General features: G+C 35.4%; 14 protein-coding genes. 5 read left to right on the top strand and 9 right to left on the bottom strand.

All coding sequences use genetic code 11. The features are described 5' to 3' along the window. Positions 1-24: 24 nt before the first annotated feature. From FLAVO9AF_RS13025 to FLAVO9AF_RS13050, 6 genes are all read right to left on the bottom strand, one after another. Positions 25-795 (bottom strand): Bax inhibitor-1/YccA family protein, encoded by a 771-nt coding sequence (locus FLAVO9AF_RS13025; RefSeq protein ID WP_159689587.1) that lies wholly within the window; start codon positions 793-795, stop codon positions 25-27. A gap of 134 nt (positions 796-929) precedes the next feature. After that, positions 930-2,360, bottom strand: coding sequence for a pyruvate kinase (pyk, locus tag FLAVO9AF_RS13030; protein ID WP_159689590.1), 1,431 nt, complete (start codon positions 2,358-2,360; stop codon positions 930-932). 5 nt (positions 2,361-2,365) lie between these two features. Beyond that, complete coding sequence (locus FLAVO9AF_RS13035) at positions 2,366-2,854, bottom strand: IPExxxVDY family protein (RefSeq protein ID WP_159689593.1); 489 nt, start codon at positions 2,852-2,854, stop codon at positions 2,366-2,368. A 113-nt stretch (positions 2,855-2,967) separates the two neighbouring features. After that, positions 2,968-3,708, bottom strand: a complete 741-nt coding sequence (gene rnc / locus FLAVO9AF_RS13040) for a ribonuclease III (RefSeq protein ID WP_159689596.1) — start codon at positions 3,706-3,708, stop codon at positions 2,968-2,970. A gap of 6 nt (positions 3,709-3,714) precedes the next feature. Beyond that, a complete protein-coding gene (gene fabF / locus FLAVO9AF_RS13045) occupies positions 3,715-4,968 on the bottom strand; it encodes a beta-ketoacyl-ACP synthase II (RefSeq protein WP_159689599.1) in 1,254 nt (417 codons plus the stop codon). Positions 4,969-5,155: 187 nt separating this feature from the next. Then, positions 5,156-5,392, bottom strand: coding sequence for an acyl carrier protein (locus FLAVO9AF_RS13050; protein ID WP_007137004.1), 237 nt, complete (start codon positions 5,390-5,392; stop codon positions 5,156-5,158). 175 nt (positions 5,393-5,567) lie between these two features. Between FLAVO9AF_RS13050 and purN the strand changes: the two genes are divergently transcribed. From purN to FLAVO9AF_RS13070, 4 genes are all read left to right on the top strand, one after another. Further along, complete coding sequence (purN, locus tag FLAVO9AF_RS13055) at positions 5,568-6,131, top strand: phosphoribosylglycinamide formyltransferase (RefSeq protein WP_159689602.1); 564 nt, start codon at positions 5,568-5,570, stop codon at positions 6,129-6,131. A 47-nt stretch (positions 6,132-6,178) separates the two neighbouring features. Beyond that, positions 6,179-6,649 (top strand): ribonuclease HI, encoded by a 471-nt coding sequence (rnhA, locus tag FLAVO9AF_RS13060; RefSeq protein WP_159689605.1) that lies wholly within the window; start codon positions 6,179-6,181, stop codon positions 6,647-6,649. Positions 6,650-6,762: 113 nt separating this feature from the next. Then, positions 6,763-7,686, top strand: a complete 924-nt coding sequence (locus FLAVO9AF_RS13065; protein WP_159689608.1) for a PfkB family carbohydrate kinase — start codon at positions 6,763-6,765, stop codon at positions 7,684-7,686. Between the two features lie 71 nt (positions 7,687-7,757). After that, positions 7,758-9,656 (top strand): amidophosphoribosyltransferase, encoded by a 1,899-nt coding sequence (locus FLAVO9AF_RS13070; protein ID WP_159689611.1) that lies wholly within the window; start codon positions 7,758-7,760, stop codon positions 9,654-9,656. A gap of 311 nt (positions 9,657-9,967) precedes the next feature. Here the strand turns inward: FLAVO9AF_RS13070 and thiL are convergent, their stop codons facing one another. Together thiL and FLAVO9AF_RS13080 are read right to left on the bottom strand one after the other, a co-directional pair. Continuing rightward, the gene (gene thiL / locus FLAVO9AF_RS13075; protein ID WP_159689614.1) at positions 9,968-11,014 is read right to left on the bottom strand and encodes a thiamine-phosphate kinase; all 1,047 of its coding nucleotides are present in this window, start codon (positions 11,012-11,014) and stop codon (positions 9,968-9,970) included. A 106-nt stretch (positions 11,015-11,120) separates the two neighbouring features. Next, on the bottom strand, positions 11,121-15,173 hold the full coding sequence (locus FLAVO9AF_RS13080; protein WP_159689619.1) for a T9SS type B sorting domain-containing protein: 4,053 nt from the start codon (positions 15,171-15,173) through the stop codon (positions 11,121-11,123). 217 nt (positions 15,174-15,390) lie between these two features. Between FLAVO9AF_RS13080 and FLAVO9AF_RS13085 the strand changes: the two genes are divergently transcribed. Next, positions 15,391-16,323 (top strand): 1-phosphofructokinase family hexose kinase, encoded by a 933-nt coding sequence (locus FLAVO9AF_RS13085; RefSeq protein WP_159689622.1) that lies wholly within the window; start codon positions 15,391-15,393, stop codon positions 16,321-16,323. A 119-nt stretch (positions 16,324-16,442) separates the two neighbouring features. Here the strand turns inward: FLAVO9AF_RS13085 and FLAVO9AF_RS15795 are convergent, their stop codons facing one another. Beyond that, complete coding sequence (locus FLAVO9AF_RS15795; RefSeq protein WP_064715757.1) at positions 16,443-16,748, bottom strand: type II toxin-antitoxin system RelE/ParE family toxin; 306 nt, start codon at positions 16,746-16,748, stop codon at positions 16,443-16,445.

The raw sequence follows: 16,748 nt of genomic DNA on the forward strand, positions 1-16,748 counted from the left end.
CAATTTGAACTGCCCTTTTTATTTTTAGTCTTTGCTAGATAGTTTTGATAACAATCGTAAAAATTCAATATAAAGCCATACTAGGGTTATGATTAAGCCCATAGCTCCGTACCATTCCATGTATTTTGGCATTCTTTGATTTACTCCTTGTTCGATTCTGTCAAAGTCTAAAAACAAATTCAACGCGGCAATGATAATAACAAAAGCACTTATACCAATACTCATTAATGAGTTGTCATAATGTACAGGTGTATAGCTTGTAAACATTGAAAAAATCCAAGAAATTAAGTAGTAAGTTGCTATCGCTAATGTAGCAGCTATTACAACTGATTTAAATTGTTCAGTTACTTTGACAATTTTGTATTTGTATAGACCAAAACAAACCAAAAAAGTAACAAAAGTTGCACCTACTGCTTGTAAAACAATTCCAGGGTATTTAGCTTCGAAAATGGCTGAGATTGCTCCAATAAATAATCCTTCAAAAACGGCGTAGCCTGGAGCAAGATAAGGAGAAAGTTGTGGTTTGAAAGCCGCAATCACTACTAGTATAAGTCCAATTATTGCGCCACCAATTGCTGGTAGAATTGGGTTCATTCCATTAAAAGCCATCCACCAAGTGATAGATGCTGCAGCAGTTAGAAGTAAAAATAAGACCATACTTTTGTTTATGGTTCCTGATAAGGTCATCTCGGAAGCAAAGTCAATAATTGTTGCCTCGTGTACTTCGTTTGAGTTTCCTTGATTTTTAAATGTTTTGTTGTTTAAAAACGGGTTATTCGAATTATTGAAAGCCATAAGTTTTGTTTTATAGTTATGGAATGAAAATTAATTATGGTTAAAGATATAAATACTCCTGATTATTTTGAAATAAAATGTAAATAAAAACGCTCCAAAAAAATGGAGCGTTTTGTAATTCGATACGTTAAGAATTATGCTATTTCAGAAACTCTCAAGGTATTTACCATTCCTTTATCTTTGATTGGCATTGCGGCTAAATTGATTAGGAAATCTCCTTTTTTCACAAAACCTTTCTCTTTTACAATCTCGTTTACATCAGTTACAGTGTCGTCTGTACTAACATCTTTGGTGTACATAAAAGATTTAACTCCCCACAATAGATTAAGTTGTGTAAGGATACGTCTGTTTGAAGTAAACACCAAGATATGCGCATTCGGTCTCCAAGCTGAAATTTGGAACGCAGTGTAACCACTATTAGTCAATGTACAAATCGCTTTTGCATTAATAGAATTGGCCATCATTGCAGCATGGTGACACACTGTTTTGGTGATATAACGATTGGTTTTTACTTGTGGTGTATTTTGAGGAACATTAATTAGCGGCGAATCTTCAACTGCTTCTAATATTTGTGTCATTTTCTGAATAACTTGAACCGGGTAGTTACCTGTTGCTGTCTCTCCAGAAAGCATTACTGCATCGGCACCATCCATTACAGAATTCGCAACGTCATTCACCTCTGCACGAGTTGGAGTTAAGCTTGTAATCATTGTTTCCATCATTTGAGTAGCAACGATTACAGGGATTCTCGCTGTTTTGGCTCTTCTGATTAATTCTTTTTGAACCAATGGTACTTCGTGAGCAGGAAGTTCAACTCCTAAATCTCCACGGGCTACCATTAGAGCATCACAAAAAGCTACAATTTTGTCCATATTTTCTAGTGCTTCTGGCATTTCGATTTTGGCAATAATTGGAATTTTGAATTCAGAATGCTCTGCGATTAATTCTTGTAAATCTTGTAAATCTCTTGGAGTTTTTACGAATGAAAGTGCAATCCAATCTAATTGTTGTTCTATTGCGAATTTTGCATCTGCAATATCTTTTTCAGTCATAGCCGGAAGAGAGATTTTCGTATTTGGAAGGTTAACTCCTTTTTTAGATTTTAATTCTCCACCTTGAATTACTTTTGCTAGTACTTCGGTTTTTTTATCTGTTTCAACAATTTCGAAAATAAGCTTTCCATCGTCTAAAAGTATTCTTTCTCCAGGATTTACATCGTTTGGAAAGTTTTGGTATTTCATAAATACCTTCTTAGAAGTTCCAATAATGTCTTCGGCTGTTGTGAAAGTAATAAGGTCTCCTTCATTAACAAATGCTCCGTCTTCCATCACACCAACTCGTAGTTTTGGGCCCTGTAAATCGCCTAATATTGCAGTTGTGTATCCAAATTCTTCATTTAAACCTCGAATGATGCTGATTTTATTTTTTACATCCTCGTAATCGGCATGCGAAAAATTTACTCTAAACACATTAACTCCTGCTTCAATCATGTCTTTAATGATTTCTCTTGTGCTACATGCAGGCCCTAAAGTGGCTACAATTTTCGTTTTTTTGTTTGTAAGCATTGGTATTAAAAAATTAAATTGTTTTTCGATTTTATTGTTTCTGTTTTTACACTATAAACCATATTTATGATTTCAATAGTGTTTAAAGCAGCTACAGTTTTTATACTATTAAAATTACTCTGGCAAGTTTCAATCTTCAAGAAATAGTCTGTTTTTTTCATTTCAGGTATTAAATATACTTGAGCTGCTATTTCTATATTTTGATCAAAAAATAAATTGGATTTTAACTGGGCATTATTCTGAGTTATTTCATTTTTATTTTGAATCAGATGCCAAGTACTATCTTTTTTACAATCATAATAAGAGTATCTCGAAAAAAAAGATTCGCCCTCTTTTATGTGGATCAAAATGTCTTTTGGGCTCTTAACAAGATTAATGTTTAAGGCCTTATTGATAAAATAGGCCAAACGATAATCTTCTACAGTGGTATGTATGGCTATGATAGCATACTCAACTTCCTCAAACTCGTTTAGACTTACTTTATGAACTGCCATTTCAAAAATAAATAGCAGTAAAGATACTACATCTAAGGATGATTTTCTAAGAAAGATTGATATGATTTTGTTAAAACGTTAACGAAAACGATATAGCTTTAAGAAAATTAGGATTATTTCTTATTTATTTTTTCTTGAAATGCAAAGTAGGCTCGTTGAGCTGCTTTCTCTTCTGCTTTCTTTTTGGAAGTAGCTCTTGCTTTGGCAATTACTTTGTCATCTATGCTTAATCGAACTCCAAATAGACGTTGTCCATCTATACCATTATCTTCAAAAATATCGAAAAAGAACATTTTCTTTTCTTTTTGACACCACTCAATAACTAAACTCTTGTAACTGATAACTTTTCCTTCAAGTCTGCTAATGTCAACGTAAGGAATGATAACGCGTGAATTAATAAATTTTTCGCAAAACTCATATCCTTTGTCGAGATAAATGGCGCCAATCAATGATTCAAATATATTTCCATGTATGTTGTCACCAAAATGTTGAACCGGTACTTTACTTTCGATGAATTGAATTAATTTTAAATCTTTCCCGAGTTCATTGAGGTGTTCTCTACTAACAATTTTTGATCTCATTTTGGTTAGATATCCTTCGTCGCCATATGGGGCTTTGTTGAATAAGTATCCAGCAATAACAGATCCCAACATAGCGTCGCCCAAAAATTCCAATCGTTCATAATTCATTGGATTTCCTTGTTTGTCAAGCTTATTTGATGACCGATGGGTAAATGCTTTTCGGTAAGGCTCTAATTCATTTGGGGGAAAGCCTAATATTTTTTCGAGTGAATTAAAAAAAATCCCGTCTTCAAGAGAACGGGATTTTGAAAATATTTTTCTAATTATATTCATATATAATTATAGCTCTAATTTTTTAACTAATACACATGCATTATGTCCGCCAAAACCAAAGGTGTTACTCATTACTACTTTCATATCTCTTTTTTGAGCTACATTGAATGTGAAGTTTAATTTCGCATCTATGTTTTCGTCTTGAGTAGAGTGGTTAATGGTTGGAGGAACTATTCCATGTTTTAGGGATAAAATAGAAGAAATTGTTTCTATTGCACCCGCAGCACCAAGTAGGTGACCAGTCATGGATTTTGTTGAATTTAAATTCATTGTGTATGCATGTTCTCCAAATACATGTTGAATAGCTTTTGATTCTGCAACATCTCCAAGAGGTGTTGAAGTTCCGTGCATGTTTACACCGTCAACATCTGTTGGTTGTAATCCGGCATCTCTCAAGCAATTAAGCATCACATTTTTGGCTCCTAATCCTTCAGGGTGTGGAGCTGTTATGTGGTAGGCATCTGCAGACATTCCGCCACCACCTACTTCGCAATAAATTTTTGCTCCACGAGCTACAGCGTGCTCATATTCTTCTAGGATTAGTGCTCCAGCTCCTTCGCCAAGTACAAAACCTTCACGTCCTGCATCCATTGGTCTAGAAGCGGTTTTTGGGTCATCGTTTCTTGTAGATAGAGCATGCATTGCATTGAATCCACCCATACCTGCAATTGTAACAGCAGCTTCAGAACCTCCAGTCACCATTGCGTCTGCGTGTCCTAAACGGATATAGTTAAAAGCGTCAATGATTGCATTTGTTGAAGAAGCACAAGCTGATACGGTTGCGAAATTTGGTCCTCTGAATCCGTATTTAATTGAAATATGTCCACAAGCAATATCAGAAATCATTTTTGGAATGAAGAACGGATTGAATTTTGGAGCACCGTCACCAGCTGCAAAATTTAGCATTTCAATTTGAAATGTTTCTAAACCACCAATTCCAGAACCCCAGATAACACCAACGCGGTCTTTGTCTATTTTTTCAAGGTCAAAACCAGCGTCTTTAACTGCTTCTTCGGTAGAAACCATGGCGTATTGTGCGTAACGATCCATTTTTCTAGCTTCTTTGCGGTCTATAAAATCTTCTACATTGAAGTTTTTTAACTCGCATGCAAAATGAGTTCTAAATTTTGAAGCATCAAAATAAGTAATTGGTGCTGCTCCACTAACTCCGTTGATCAAGCCATTCCAGTATTCTTCAATTGTGTTTCCAATAGGGGTTAATGCTCCTAGTCCTGTAACAACAACTCGCCTTAATTTCATAACGTATGTATTTTGTTAGCTTTAAACAAATAAAACCCACGCTTTCTTTATTGTATGAAAAGTACAAAAGAGACATGGGTATTACAATATAAGTATTTTTGAAGAGGATAATTCCTCTCTTAAGTATTTAATTGATTTGTAAAAATAATAACACCCGCTTGTTATAATACAAACGGGTGAAAGTTTATTATTTTTTTGCTTCCTCGATGTAAGAGATAGCTTGACCTACAGTAGCAATGTTTTCTGCTTGATCATCTGGAATTTGAATATCGAATTCTTTTTCGAATTCCATAATAAGCTCAACAGTGTCTAATGAATCAGCTCCTAAATCGTTTGTGAAGCTAGCTTCTGTTACAACTTCGTTTTCGTCAACACCTAATTTGTCTACGATAATCGCTTTTACTCTTGATGCAATGTCTGACATAATCTTTAATTTTAGAATTTAATTTGTTGGCAAAAATAAAAAACTTTATTTTAAAACTACTATTTAGTTAATAAATGTATAGTAGAAATGCTAAAATTTATTTTAACAAAGGAGCAACAAAGCTGTTTTTTTTCGTTTTTTATACCGTTTTTTGCAAAATAAAATTACTTGTAAGATGAAAAAAATTGTTGTTTTTGCCTCAGGATCGGGTACAAATGCAGAAAATATCATAAAATATTTTTTGAATACATCAAAAGCTAAGGTGGTGAGTGTGTTTACAAATAATCCTTCTGCAAAAGTGATTGAACGTGCTTCAAAGTATACTATTCCAACACAAATTTTTTCAAAGCAAGAACTTAATGAAGGTTTTTTATTACAAAAAATTAATTTACTTGAACCAGATTTGATTGTTTTGGCTGGTTTTTTACTAAAAGTCCCTCAAAATCTAATAGATGCTTATCCCAATAAAATTATAAATATACACCCCGCATTATTGCCAAAGTTTGGTGGAAAAGGGATGTATGGTATGCATATTCACGAAGCTGTGGTTGCTAACAAGGAAAAAGAGACTGGAATCACTATTCATTATGTGAATGAAAATTATGATGAAGGGGCTATTATTTTTCAAAAGAGTGTTGCTGTTTTAGAAAAGGATACTCCAGAAATCGTAGCAGAAAAAATTCATGAATTAGAGCAAAACCATTTTCCTCAGGTTATTGATACTTTGTTAAACGATTAAGTATTCTCTAAAGTAACTAGTCATTCTCTAGATCAAAAACACACACGATGGAACATCAAGTTCACATATATACGGATGGAGCAGCCAAAGGAAATCCTGGAAATGGCGGTTACGGCGTGGTAATGGAATTGGTAGGAACACCACATAAAAAAGAATTCTATGAAGGTTTTCGTCTCACTACTAATAATAGGATGGAACTTTTGGCTGTAATTGTTGGCTTGGAAAAGCTCAAAAATCCAAATATGAAAGTCCTTGTAGTTTCAGATTCCAAATATGTTGTGGATTCTGTTGAAAAAAAATGGGTACTAGGCTGGGAGAAAAAAGGCTTTGCAGGAAGAAAAAATGCAGATCTATGGAAACGCTTTCTAATAGTTTATCGCAAACACCAAGTCGATTTTAAATGGATTAAAGGTCATAATAATCATCCTCAAAACGAACGTTGCGATGAATTGGCTGTAATGGCTTCACAACAAAAGCAACTTTCTATCGATTCTTTTTATGAAAACGAAGAGAAATAATTATGTAAATTATTGAAAATCAATACTTTTTGTCTTTAGTGCTTTCAGCCTTTGAATCGTTGCAACTTTACACTTTATAAACTATCTTTGCGCCTTAATTCGAAACACAGCAAATGAATAAATTATTGATTGTTGGAACAGTAGCTTTCGACGCAATTGAAACTCCTTTTGGGAAAACAGATAAAATATTAGGTGGTGCGGCAACATATATTGGTTTGTCAGCTTCTTTTTTCAACTTACAATCTGCTATTGTTTCTGTAGTAGGTGATGATTTTCCTCAAGAGCATTTAGATTTATTGACTTCTAGAAATATTGATATATCTGGAGTTGAAATCGTTAAGGGAGGAAAAACTTTCTTTTGGAGTGGCTTGTATCACAATGATTTGAATTCAAGAGATACATTGGTTACAGAACTTAATGTTTTGGCAGATTTTCAACCAAAAGTGCCTCAAAATTTCAAAGATGCTGATGTCGTTATGCTTGGAAATCTACATCCATTAGTTCAAAGTAGTGTTTTGGATCAAATGGAAACTACTCCAAAATTAGTAGTTTTAGATACTATGAATTTTTGGATGGATTGTGCGCTACCTGAATTGCTAGATGTGATTAAGCGCGTTGATGTAATTACCATAAATGATGAAGAGGCTAGACAACTGTCTGGAGAATATTCATTAGTAAAAGCGGCTGCAAAAATTCATACTCTTGGACCTAAATATGTAGTGATCAAAAAAGGAGAACACGGAGCACTTTTATTCCATAATAGTGAAGTGTTTTTTGCTCCTGCTTTACCTTTAGAGGAAGTTTATGATCCAACGGGTGCGGGTGATACTTTTGCAGGTGGTTTTTCAGGTTACATTGCTCAAAGTGAAAACATTTCATTTGAAAACATGAAAAACGGAATCATTTATGGATCAAACTTGGCTTCTTTCTGTGTTGAGAAGTTTGGAACCGAAAGAATGGTAAGTTTAGAAGAAACGGAAGTGAATCAGCGATTGAAGCAGTTCAAGGCTTTGACGCAATTTGATATCGAACTATAATGACTTAAGCTCAGGAAACTGAGCTTTTTTTAATACACAATTTAATACAATACAACACAACAACAAATACCATGAGTGACGCTTTACAACACGAATGTGGAATCGCTTTAGTTAGGCTTCTTAAGCCACTTGAATACTATAAGGAAAAATATGGATCGGCTTTTTATGGCATCCAAAAAATGTATTTGCTTATGGAAAAACAGCACAACCGAGGACAAGATGGTGCTGGATTTGCAAGTATAAAATTAGATGTAGAGCCTGGTCAAAGATATATAAGTAGAGTGCGTTCTAATCATGCACAACCAATTCAAGATGTTTTTGCTCAGATTAATTCAAGAATTAACGAAGAACTTACTCTTAACCCTGAATATGCTGAAAGCGTAGCGCTTCAAAAAGCAAATATTCCTTATTTGGGAGAGTTATTTTTGGGGCATGTTCGTTATGGTACTTTTGGAAAAAACAGTATCGAAAGTGTTCATCCTTTTCTACGTCAAAATAACTGGATGCATCGTAATTTGATTCTGGCTGGAAACTTTAATATGACCAATGTTAAAGAACTTTTCGAAAACTTGGTTGAGTTAGGTCAACATCCAAAAGAGATGGCGGATACCGTTACGGTAATGGAAAAAATTGGTCACTTTCTTGATGATGCAGTGACTGATTTGTATCAAGATTGCAAAAATGAAGGTTTAAATAAAAGAGAGGCTTCACCTGTAATAGCGGAACGATTAAATGTTGCAAAGATTTTACGACGTGCAGCCAAAAATCTTGACGGAGGTTATGCTATGGCAGGTCTTTTAGGTCATGGAGATGCGTTTGTTTTTAGAGATCCAGCAGGAATTAGACCCGCTTATTATTATCAGGATGACGAAATTGTTGTTGTAGCCTCAGAGCGACCAGTGATTCAAACAGTATTTAATGTGCCTTTTGAAAAAGTGCATGAAATTGATCCAGGAGCTGCTTTGATAATCAAAAAGAACGGAACAGTTTCTATGCAAGAAATTCTTCCAGCAATTACAAAAAAGGCATGTTCTTTTGAGCGAATTTATTTTTCAAGAGGTAGTGATGCCGAGATTTATAAAGAGCGCAAAATGTTAGGTAAACTGGTATTACCAGCTGTTTTGGAAACAATTGATTACGATACTGATAATACTGTTTTTTCTTATATTCCGAATACTGCGGAAACTTCTTTCTTTGGTATGGTAGAAGCTGCTCAGGATTTTTTGAATCAACGAAAAAACAATTATATTTTAGCCAATAGAAATACGTTAACAGCTGAGAGTTTACAAGAATTATTAGCCGTTAAAATCAGAACTGAAAAAGTAGCGATTAAAGATGCTAAATTAAGAACTTTTATCACAGAAGACAGTAGTAGAGACGATTTAGTGGCTCACGTTTATGATGTGACGTATGGAGTGGTTCAGCCAACTGATAATTTAGTGATAATTGATGATAGTATTGTTCGTGGTACTACACTTAAGAAAAGTATCATCAAAATGATGGATCGTTTGAATCCTAAACGTATCGTTGTCGTTTCTTCAGCGCCTCAAATTCGTTACCCAGATTGTTACGGAATTGATATGGCCAAGCTTGAAGGTTTGATTGCTTTTAAAGCTGCTTTGGAGTTGCTTAAAGAAAGAAATCTATACCATATAGTTGATGAAGTTTATGCTAAGTGTAAAGCACAAGAAAACTTTAAAGATGTTGAAGTTGTGAATTATGTTAGTGCGATATATGATCCATTTACGCCACAAGAAATATCAGATAAAATTGCAGAAATGCTAAGTTCATCTGAAATCAATGCAGAAGTAAAAATTATTTTCCAAACAGTTGAAAATTTACATATAGCTTGTCCTAAAAATTTAGGGGATTGGTATTTTACGGGTGATTATCCTACACCAGGAGGTAACCGTGTTGTCAATCGAGCTTTTATGAATTTTTATGAGGGCAAAGACGCCAGAGCGTATTAAAGAAATCATAAAATATGTATTTAATCGGATTTTTATGCATTTCATCGGAAAAGATTGTTAGTAATATTGCTTTGCAGTAAGTTTACTACACCATAATATTAGTAGGTTAAGTTTATGGTAGATTTGGGGCAAAAAGGGTGGAAGAAATTCCACCTTTTTTATTTTAATCGTTAAATTAATTTGTTTCTGGCAATCATTGCATTCTTGTATTGCTTTTTTGGAATTATTTTAAGAATATTATTTAGGTATATTATATAAAAAAAGAGTCGTTTTCAATTAAGAAAACGACTCTTTTTTTTGGGATAAAATGGTTACTCACTCAAAGCATTCCAGCCTCTGGCTTTTAATGGAATTTTAGTATTGGCTCGAGTAATCAAATGTGTTCCTTCATTGGGTTCAGTCATATGGCCAATGATGGTGAAGTTGGGATTTCCTTTAATTTTGTCGAAATCAGTAATAGCAATTGTAAACAATAATTCATAGTCTTCGCCACCATTTATAGCAATGGTAGTACTGTCAATATTGAATTCCTCGCATACTGAAATAAATTGAGGGTCTAATGGCAATTTGTCTTCATACAGATTACAGCCTACATTGGATTGTTTGCACAAATGCATAATTTCGGAAGAAATACCATCAGATACATCAATCATAGCCGTTGGTTGTATGTCTAAAGCGTGTAATAAGGTACGAATATCGGTTCTTGCTTCTGGTTTTAGTTGTCGCTCAATCAAATAAGTATAGGCGTCTAAATCAGGTTGTGAATTTGGATTTACTTGAAAGACTTGTTTTTCTCTTTCTAAAACTTGAAGTCCCATATATGCAGCACCAATATCTCCAGTCACTACTAATAAATCGGTCGCTTTGGCTCCGTTTCGATAAACAATCTCATTTTCATCTGCTTCACCCAAAGCGGTAATGCTAATAATCATTCCTTTTTGAGAAGAAGTAGTGTCGCCACCTATTACATCAACGTTGTATGCTTTGGCAGCTCGAGCAATTCCTTCATACAATTCTTCTAAAGCTTCTAATGGGAATCGATTAGAAACGGCTACCGAAACAGTGATTTGTGTAGGTTTGGCATTCATAGCACAAATATCAGATAGATTAACTACAACTGCTTTGTATCCCAAATGTTTTAAAGGCATATAAGCCAAATCAAAGTGTACTCCTTCAATTAACAAGTCGGTTGAAATCACTGTTTTTTTTGTACCAAAATCTAAAACAGCTGCATCGTCACCAATTCCTTTTAATGTTGACTCTTGGTTTATTTCAAAGTTTTTTGTCAAATGGTCGATTAACCCAAATTCACCTAATTGAGCAATACTAGTACGTTGAGGGTTTTTATCTTCAATCATGTTTAACTATTTTTTAAAAAAGCAAAGGTACGAAGATGTTGTTCTAATTTCGTTGGAATTTACATAGGTTTATAAAACTAATCAGTTTCTTTGCTTAAAACAGTGCTTACCTTTTCATACTAAAATGCGATTTGAATACTTGTTGTTCTCCATTTAAAAGATAAGTGACTAGAAACCAATAATCGGTCGACGGCAATGGTCGGCCATTGTAATTCCCGTCCCATCCTGGACCTGAGGGTTTGATCTCTTTTATAAATTTCCCGTAGCGATCAAAGATTTGAATGATGGCATCGGGTTGAAATGCTAAATCCATTATGTTCCAAGTATCATTAAATCCATCATTATTTGGGGTGAAAAATTTTGGATATTTCAACACATTGGCTACCAAAATACGATCGTCACAGCCTCCTTTAATATCTTTAATGGTAACGGTATGTGCGCCCGAATCGACATCATAAAAAATAGAGCCAGTTTGAAAATCGCCATCGTCAAGTTTGAATTCATAGCTGCCTAATCCATTCTTTACCGTTACTTCAATGTCGATAGAGTTAGTAAAAGCACTAGAGACCATAATGGTTGCCTCGGCTGGACTTGACTTTTCGACTGTATAAGTCGCGGGATTGAACCCACAATCAGCCCCAACACTTGGAGTTATTTTTTGACTTCTCATCGTGTAAACTCCTTCTTGAGTTGTTGAAAAATCAACTCCTGTACTAATTTTGGTACCTGACAAATACCAATCAACATTATAATCATTCGGATCTAGTCCTGAGGCTAATATGGCGGGTTGTAACACTTTGCCTGACTGAAAATCAACACAAATATAAGCCTGCTGCGGCGCTAAATCCTTCAAAGGAAATATGGTGATTTCAAAAGTAATCTCTGAGAAACAGTTAGGATTCGTTGGCGAAGCAGCATAAATATACATTTTTTGACTTGCTGTAATCTCATCGCCAGCCTGATAGGGTGTGCCTCCTTTATTTACATTTGAATAATAAGCACCAAGGCTCAAAGGTGGTAAAATATAGCTAACACAAGCAGTGATATTTGTCGCAGGTTGAAGTGTGGGAGTGTTAGAGATGTTCACCATGAAAGACGTTTCACTCGAGCAAGTGATTCGGTTACCAGCCTCAGCAAAAACATATATTCTTTGAGTTGTTTTTAAAACAGTACCCACTGCGATTGGATCTTTCCCGTTTGGACTTAAGTAATATCCTCCGACAGTTAAAGGTGGCAAGGTATAACTATCACATGTATTTACATCAGCGAATGATCCTATATCCACTTTTTTTATGTTAATTTTAAAGAAAGATTCATTACTACATGCTTTAAAATCATTCCATTCATTATAGATAAAGACAGTTTGTGAAGTGCTGATCAACGTGCCTTCAGGAATTACCGTTCCAACTCCGTTACTGCCTCCCGAAGCCGTGTAATAGGTGCCATTTGTTAATCTTGGCAACGGAAAACTTGTACATGAAATGATGTCTGTAAAATTATCAACAACGGGTTTTGGTCTAATTTCAATTTTAAACGCATGCTCGTTGCTGCACTCTGGGCTAGATGCAAATACATAAATCGTTTGGTTTATGGTAATACGTGTTCCTGCTTGTAGTTGGTTTCCTCCTCCATTGGGTAAGGTGTAATATTTTCCATTTGTTAAAGCGGGTAAAATATATTCTTCACAAGCAAACACGTCATCCGGTTTGTCAACCAATGGCAAGGGTTTTATTGTTATATCTATTTTTAGCGTATCGGTACAATTGGGTGTAGTGGTAGTAGTTGCAAAAAAATAGACCGTTTGCGAACTAATAATTTGGGTTCCAGCAGGAATTGCATTGCCATTACCTCTGGGCTGATCATAGTATCCGCCAATTGAAAGTGGAGGTAAGATATAAGATCCACAACGGCTTACTGGCCCAAATAAGGAGGGATCAATGATCACAATTCTAAATGATGTTTCATTAGTGCATTGTCCATCATCGGTAAATATGTAAATGGTTTGAGTGGCTGTTGTACTGCTTCCAGGGGACAAATTTGTTCCGCTTCCGCCCGGTTGCGTGTAATAGTTTCCTTTTGTTATAGTAGGTAAAACATACGAGTTGCATGTTACCACATCTGCTAATTGCTCCACGAGTGGCAGCACAAAGACGGTTATAGCCACCGCTTCGTCTCTGCAAACTACTCCATTAATTTCAGCATAGTAAAAAATAGTTTGACTTGTTGTCAAAATAGTTCCTGCTGGTAAACGGCTACCACCACCATTGGATTGGGTATAAAACTCACCCACAAGTACATCTGGAACAACATATTGTCCACACCCTTCTTTCAAAAAAGATAAGTCATATGCCAAAGTGACCAAAAATGAAGTTTCATTACTGCAAATAGAATTGGGTGAGGGATCGTTGTATATATAATAAGTGCCCGATGTGGTAATCACATCACCGATATTGAGTTGAGTTCCTGTAGCGTTCGGACCAGTATAGTACTTTCCATTGGTAATATTAGGCAAGGTGTAACTATTGCAGGCAATAACATCAGCTATTCGATCCACATTGGCCAAGGGTGTAACAATTACATCAAAGGTGGCCGTGGAATAGCATTTCGACTCATTGTTGCTTTCTACACGTACCCAAATTGGAAGGGGAGATTGGGTTAATGTCATAATAAAATTACGGGGATTACTAATGCCATTAGTTTTATTATTGGCATCAATTAAATTAAAGTAATACCATAACGTATAATCTGTTGTTGGTAATCCATTTAAAATAATACTAACATTACTAGTTAAATCAACGGAGATTCGTCCATTTGCAGTATCGCACACTTTAATCTCAGGCGGATTGATAATATTTAGTGGAGCTGTAATTTGTAGTTCAAACGAAACCAAATCATTGCAAAGCGTGTTATTGGTAATGTGAATGGGTTTGATGTATATCGTTTTTTTGGCTGAAGTGATATAATTGGTCAATTGGTTAGCTGGAATAGCAGGTCCGTTTGCATTGGCATTGGACAAGGAGTCAAAATACAAAAGTGAATAGGCAGCAGGATCTAACCCAAGTGCAGCTGCATTATTTTGAGTTAAATCGAATGGGTAACTTGTACTAGCATTATAGCAATTAACCAAGTCTTTAGGAGGGACTAAAGCCAATTCGAAAATGGTCACTTCATCTTTAATAACACATCCCGAAAGAGTGGCCGTTACACCATAGGTTCCTGCTTGAGTTACGGTCAATGAGGCGTTTGTCTCGCCTATGATTTCAACACCATTTAAAGTCCAAATATAACTGTAATTTCCAATTAGATCCGACTGAAGTAGTAGCTGCTCTCCTTTGCAAAGAGTCTGGTCCGGCCCTAAGTTCATAGATGTTTTAAAACTACCACCTTTAATAAAAACTGCAGAATCATAGTTGCTATCGTTGTAATCGCCTATAGCCAATTTGATTTGATATGTCCGATTCGGAACTACCGCTGCAGAGGCAGTTAATACCTTGGTTTCGCCCCTCATATTCATAGCAGAAGTAGTGGGATTGCCAACATTATAATTATCAAAAAAAGAAGCATTAGCCGAAACACACGACGAATTGTACTTATTATCTCGAATATTTAAAACGGATACTGCTTGGTTTGTTTGGGGAAGTACTGCCAAATTAGTAGAAATACCAGTAGTAAGATCTGTCAATATAAAGCCAAAAACATCGCTAAAACCACATTGAAACTCCCCATATTCGTTAGAAGCAAACAAAAAATCAAAACTAAAATTACTGGAGACTGGCGTAAAATCAAATTGAATTAAACTCACGTCAGTAATTGGGGTAATTTGTCCGTTACTATTACTAATCGCTTGCAAATCTGCATCCCCATTAGTGTTCAACTGACTACTCTCGTTGGCGCCAGTATAGGTTCCCTCGGTGTACTTAGCGATTCCGTTTCTAATAATAATACCCTCTTGAAAGGGAAAATTAGGATTTGTGCTGCTAAACTTCCCAATCCCTAATCGTGATGAAAATTTGAAGTTGCTCTCCTCTGCGCAAGCATTTTGCAACAATTCTTTTCTGACCAATTCGGGAATACTCAACGTTGTAGTATCCACAACAATGCCCTGCGACCAAGAGTGTGCCGAACAAAATAATAAAACAAGAAATAGAGCTTTTCTCATAATTCTGAATGTATTATTTGGGTTACACAAATATACAAATCAAAACAGTAAAAATTTGATAATCAATAAATTGAGTTGTTTATTGTTTGAAAAAACTACCATTTCACACCAACAATGTCAAACATCCGAAAGCAATTGATTACAAAATAACAGTAGCACCTAGCGCATCGCATCAAAATTGATTAAATTGCAACTTAGACCTATAAAATTAAAAAAAATGGAAGCATTCGATATAGTGACCCTAACGGTCAACCCAGCAGTTGATAAAAGCACTAGTTTTAAAGGATTAGTAGCCGAACAAAAAATTCGTTGCGAAGTGCCAAGATACGATGCGGGTGGAGGCGGAATCAATGTTTCTAAAGCTATCGCTCGTTTGGGCGGCAATTCTATGGCTGTATTTACTTCAGGTGGGGCAATGGGACAATTGTTAGAAGAATTAGTAGCCAAAGAAAATATTGCCAGTGAGGCTGTTGCTGTGGAGAGTTGGACAAGAGAAAGTTTTGTGGCGGTAGATACGAATACCAACTCACAATACCGATTTGGATTTACTGGAGGTTCGTTAACGGAAGAAGAAAGTAAGCTATTTTTAGCTAAAATTGGGGAGTTCAAACCCAAATTTTTGATCGCTAGCGGTAGTTTGAATGAAGGCTTGAATGCTGATTTTTATCAAAAAGTAGCTGAAATTGCTAAAAAAAACAATTCAAAACTAATAGTAGATACTTCAGGAGAAGCTTTAGAAAAAGTCCTTGAAGTTGGCGCTTATTTAATTAAGCCAAACGTTGGTGAACTAGCCAAATTAATTGGAGAAGAGCGACTAGAAATGGAAGAAGTAAACGAAGCAGCCAAGAAAATTATAGCTAAAGGAGGTGCGGAAATAGTCGTAGTTTCTTTGGGACCACAAGGCGCCGTACTGGTTACCAAAGACCATTATGAGTTTGTTCCTGCACCCAATGTCGCTAAAAAGAGTACGGTAGGTGCTGGTGATAGTATGGTAGGAGGAATGGTTTGGGCACTTTCTCAAAATAAACCTTTAAAAGAAGTTATTCGATGGGGAGTGGCTTGTGGTTCAGCCGCTACGATGAACGAAGGCACCCAATTATTCAAAGGCTCCGATGCACAGCGATTGTTTGATTGGTTGAAGGATAAATAGGAAAAGTCCCTAACCCCAACTTGGCGGGGAATTAGAAATAAAAAAACTTGACAATTTTTACATCGTCAGGTTTTCTTTTTATTGTCATAAAAGCTAATGCAATATTTGCAGAAAAAAAATTACTTATTTCGCTTTTTCCAAATTTCAGGATTTCTCGAAGTATGAAAAACAGCAAAAACAGTAATTAACTTTAGTTCTTCGTTTACTAGATAATGAATTAGGAAAGGGAATTTTTCAATTTTCCGACATCTCACCTCGTCGTATTTTATAGAATATAAGTAAGGGTTTTTCTTTAAAGAATTAATTTGTCTTTTAACTTGAGATTTATAGCGAAAACCCAAACCTTTTAATTGTATTTCATACCATTCAGAGGTTTCAAGGATGTCATTGAATGCGTCAATATCTATCTTTAATTTATAGCCCAA

Origin of the sequence: Flavobacterium sp. 9R, assembly GCF_902506345.1 — a bacterium.
Lineage (GTDB): Bacteria > Bacteroidota > Bacteroidia > Flavobacteriales > Flavobacteriaceae > Flavobacterium.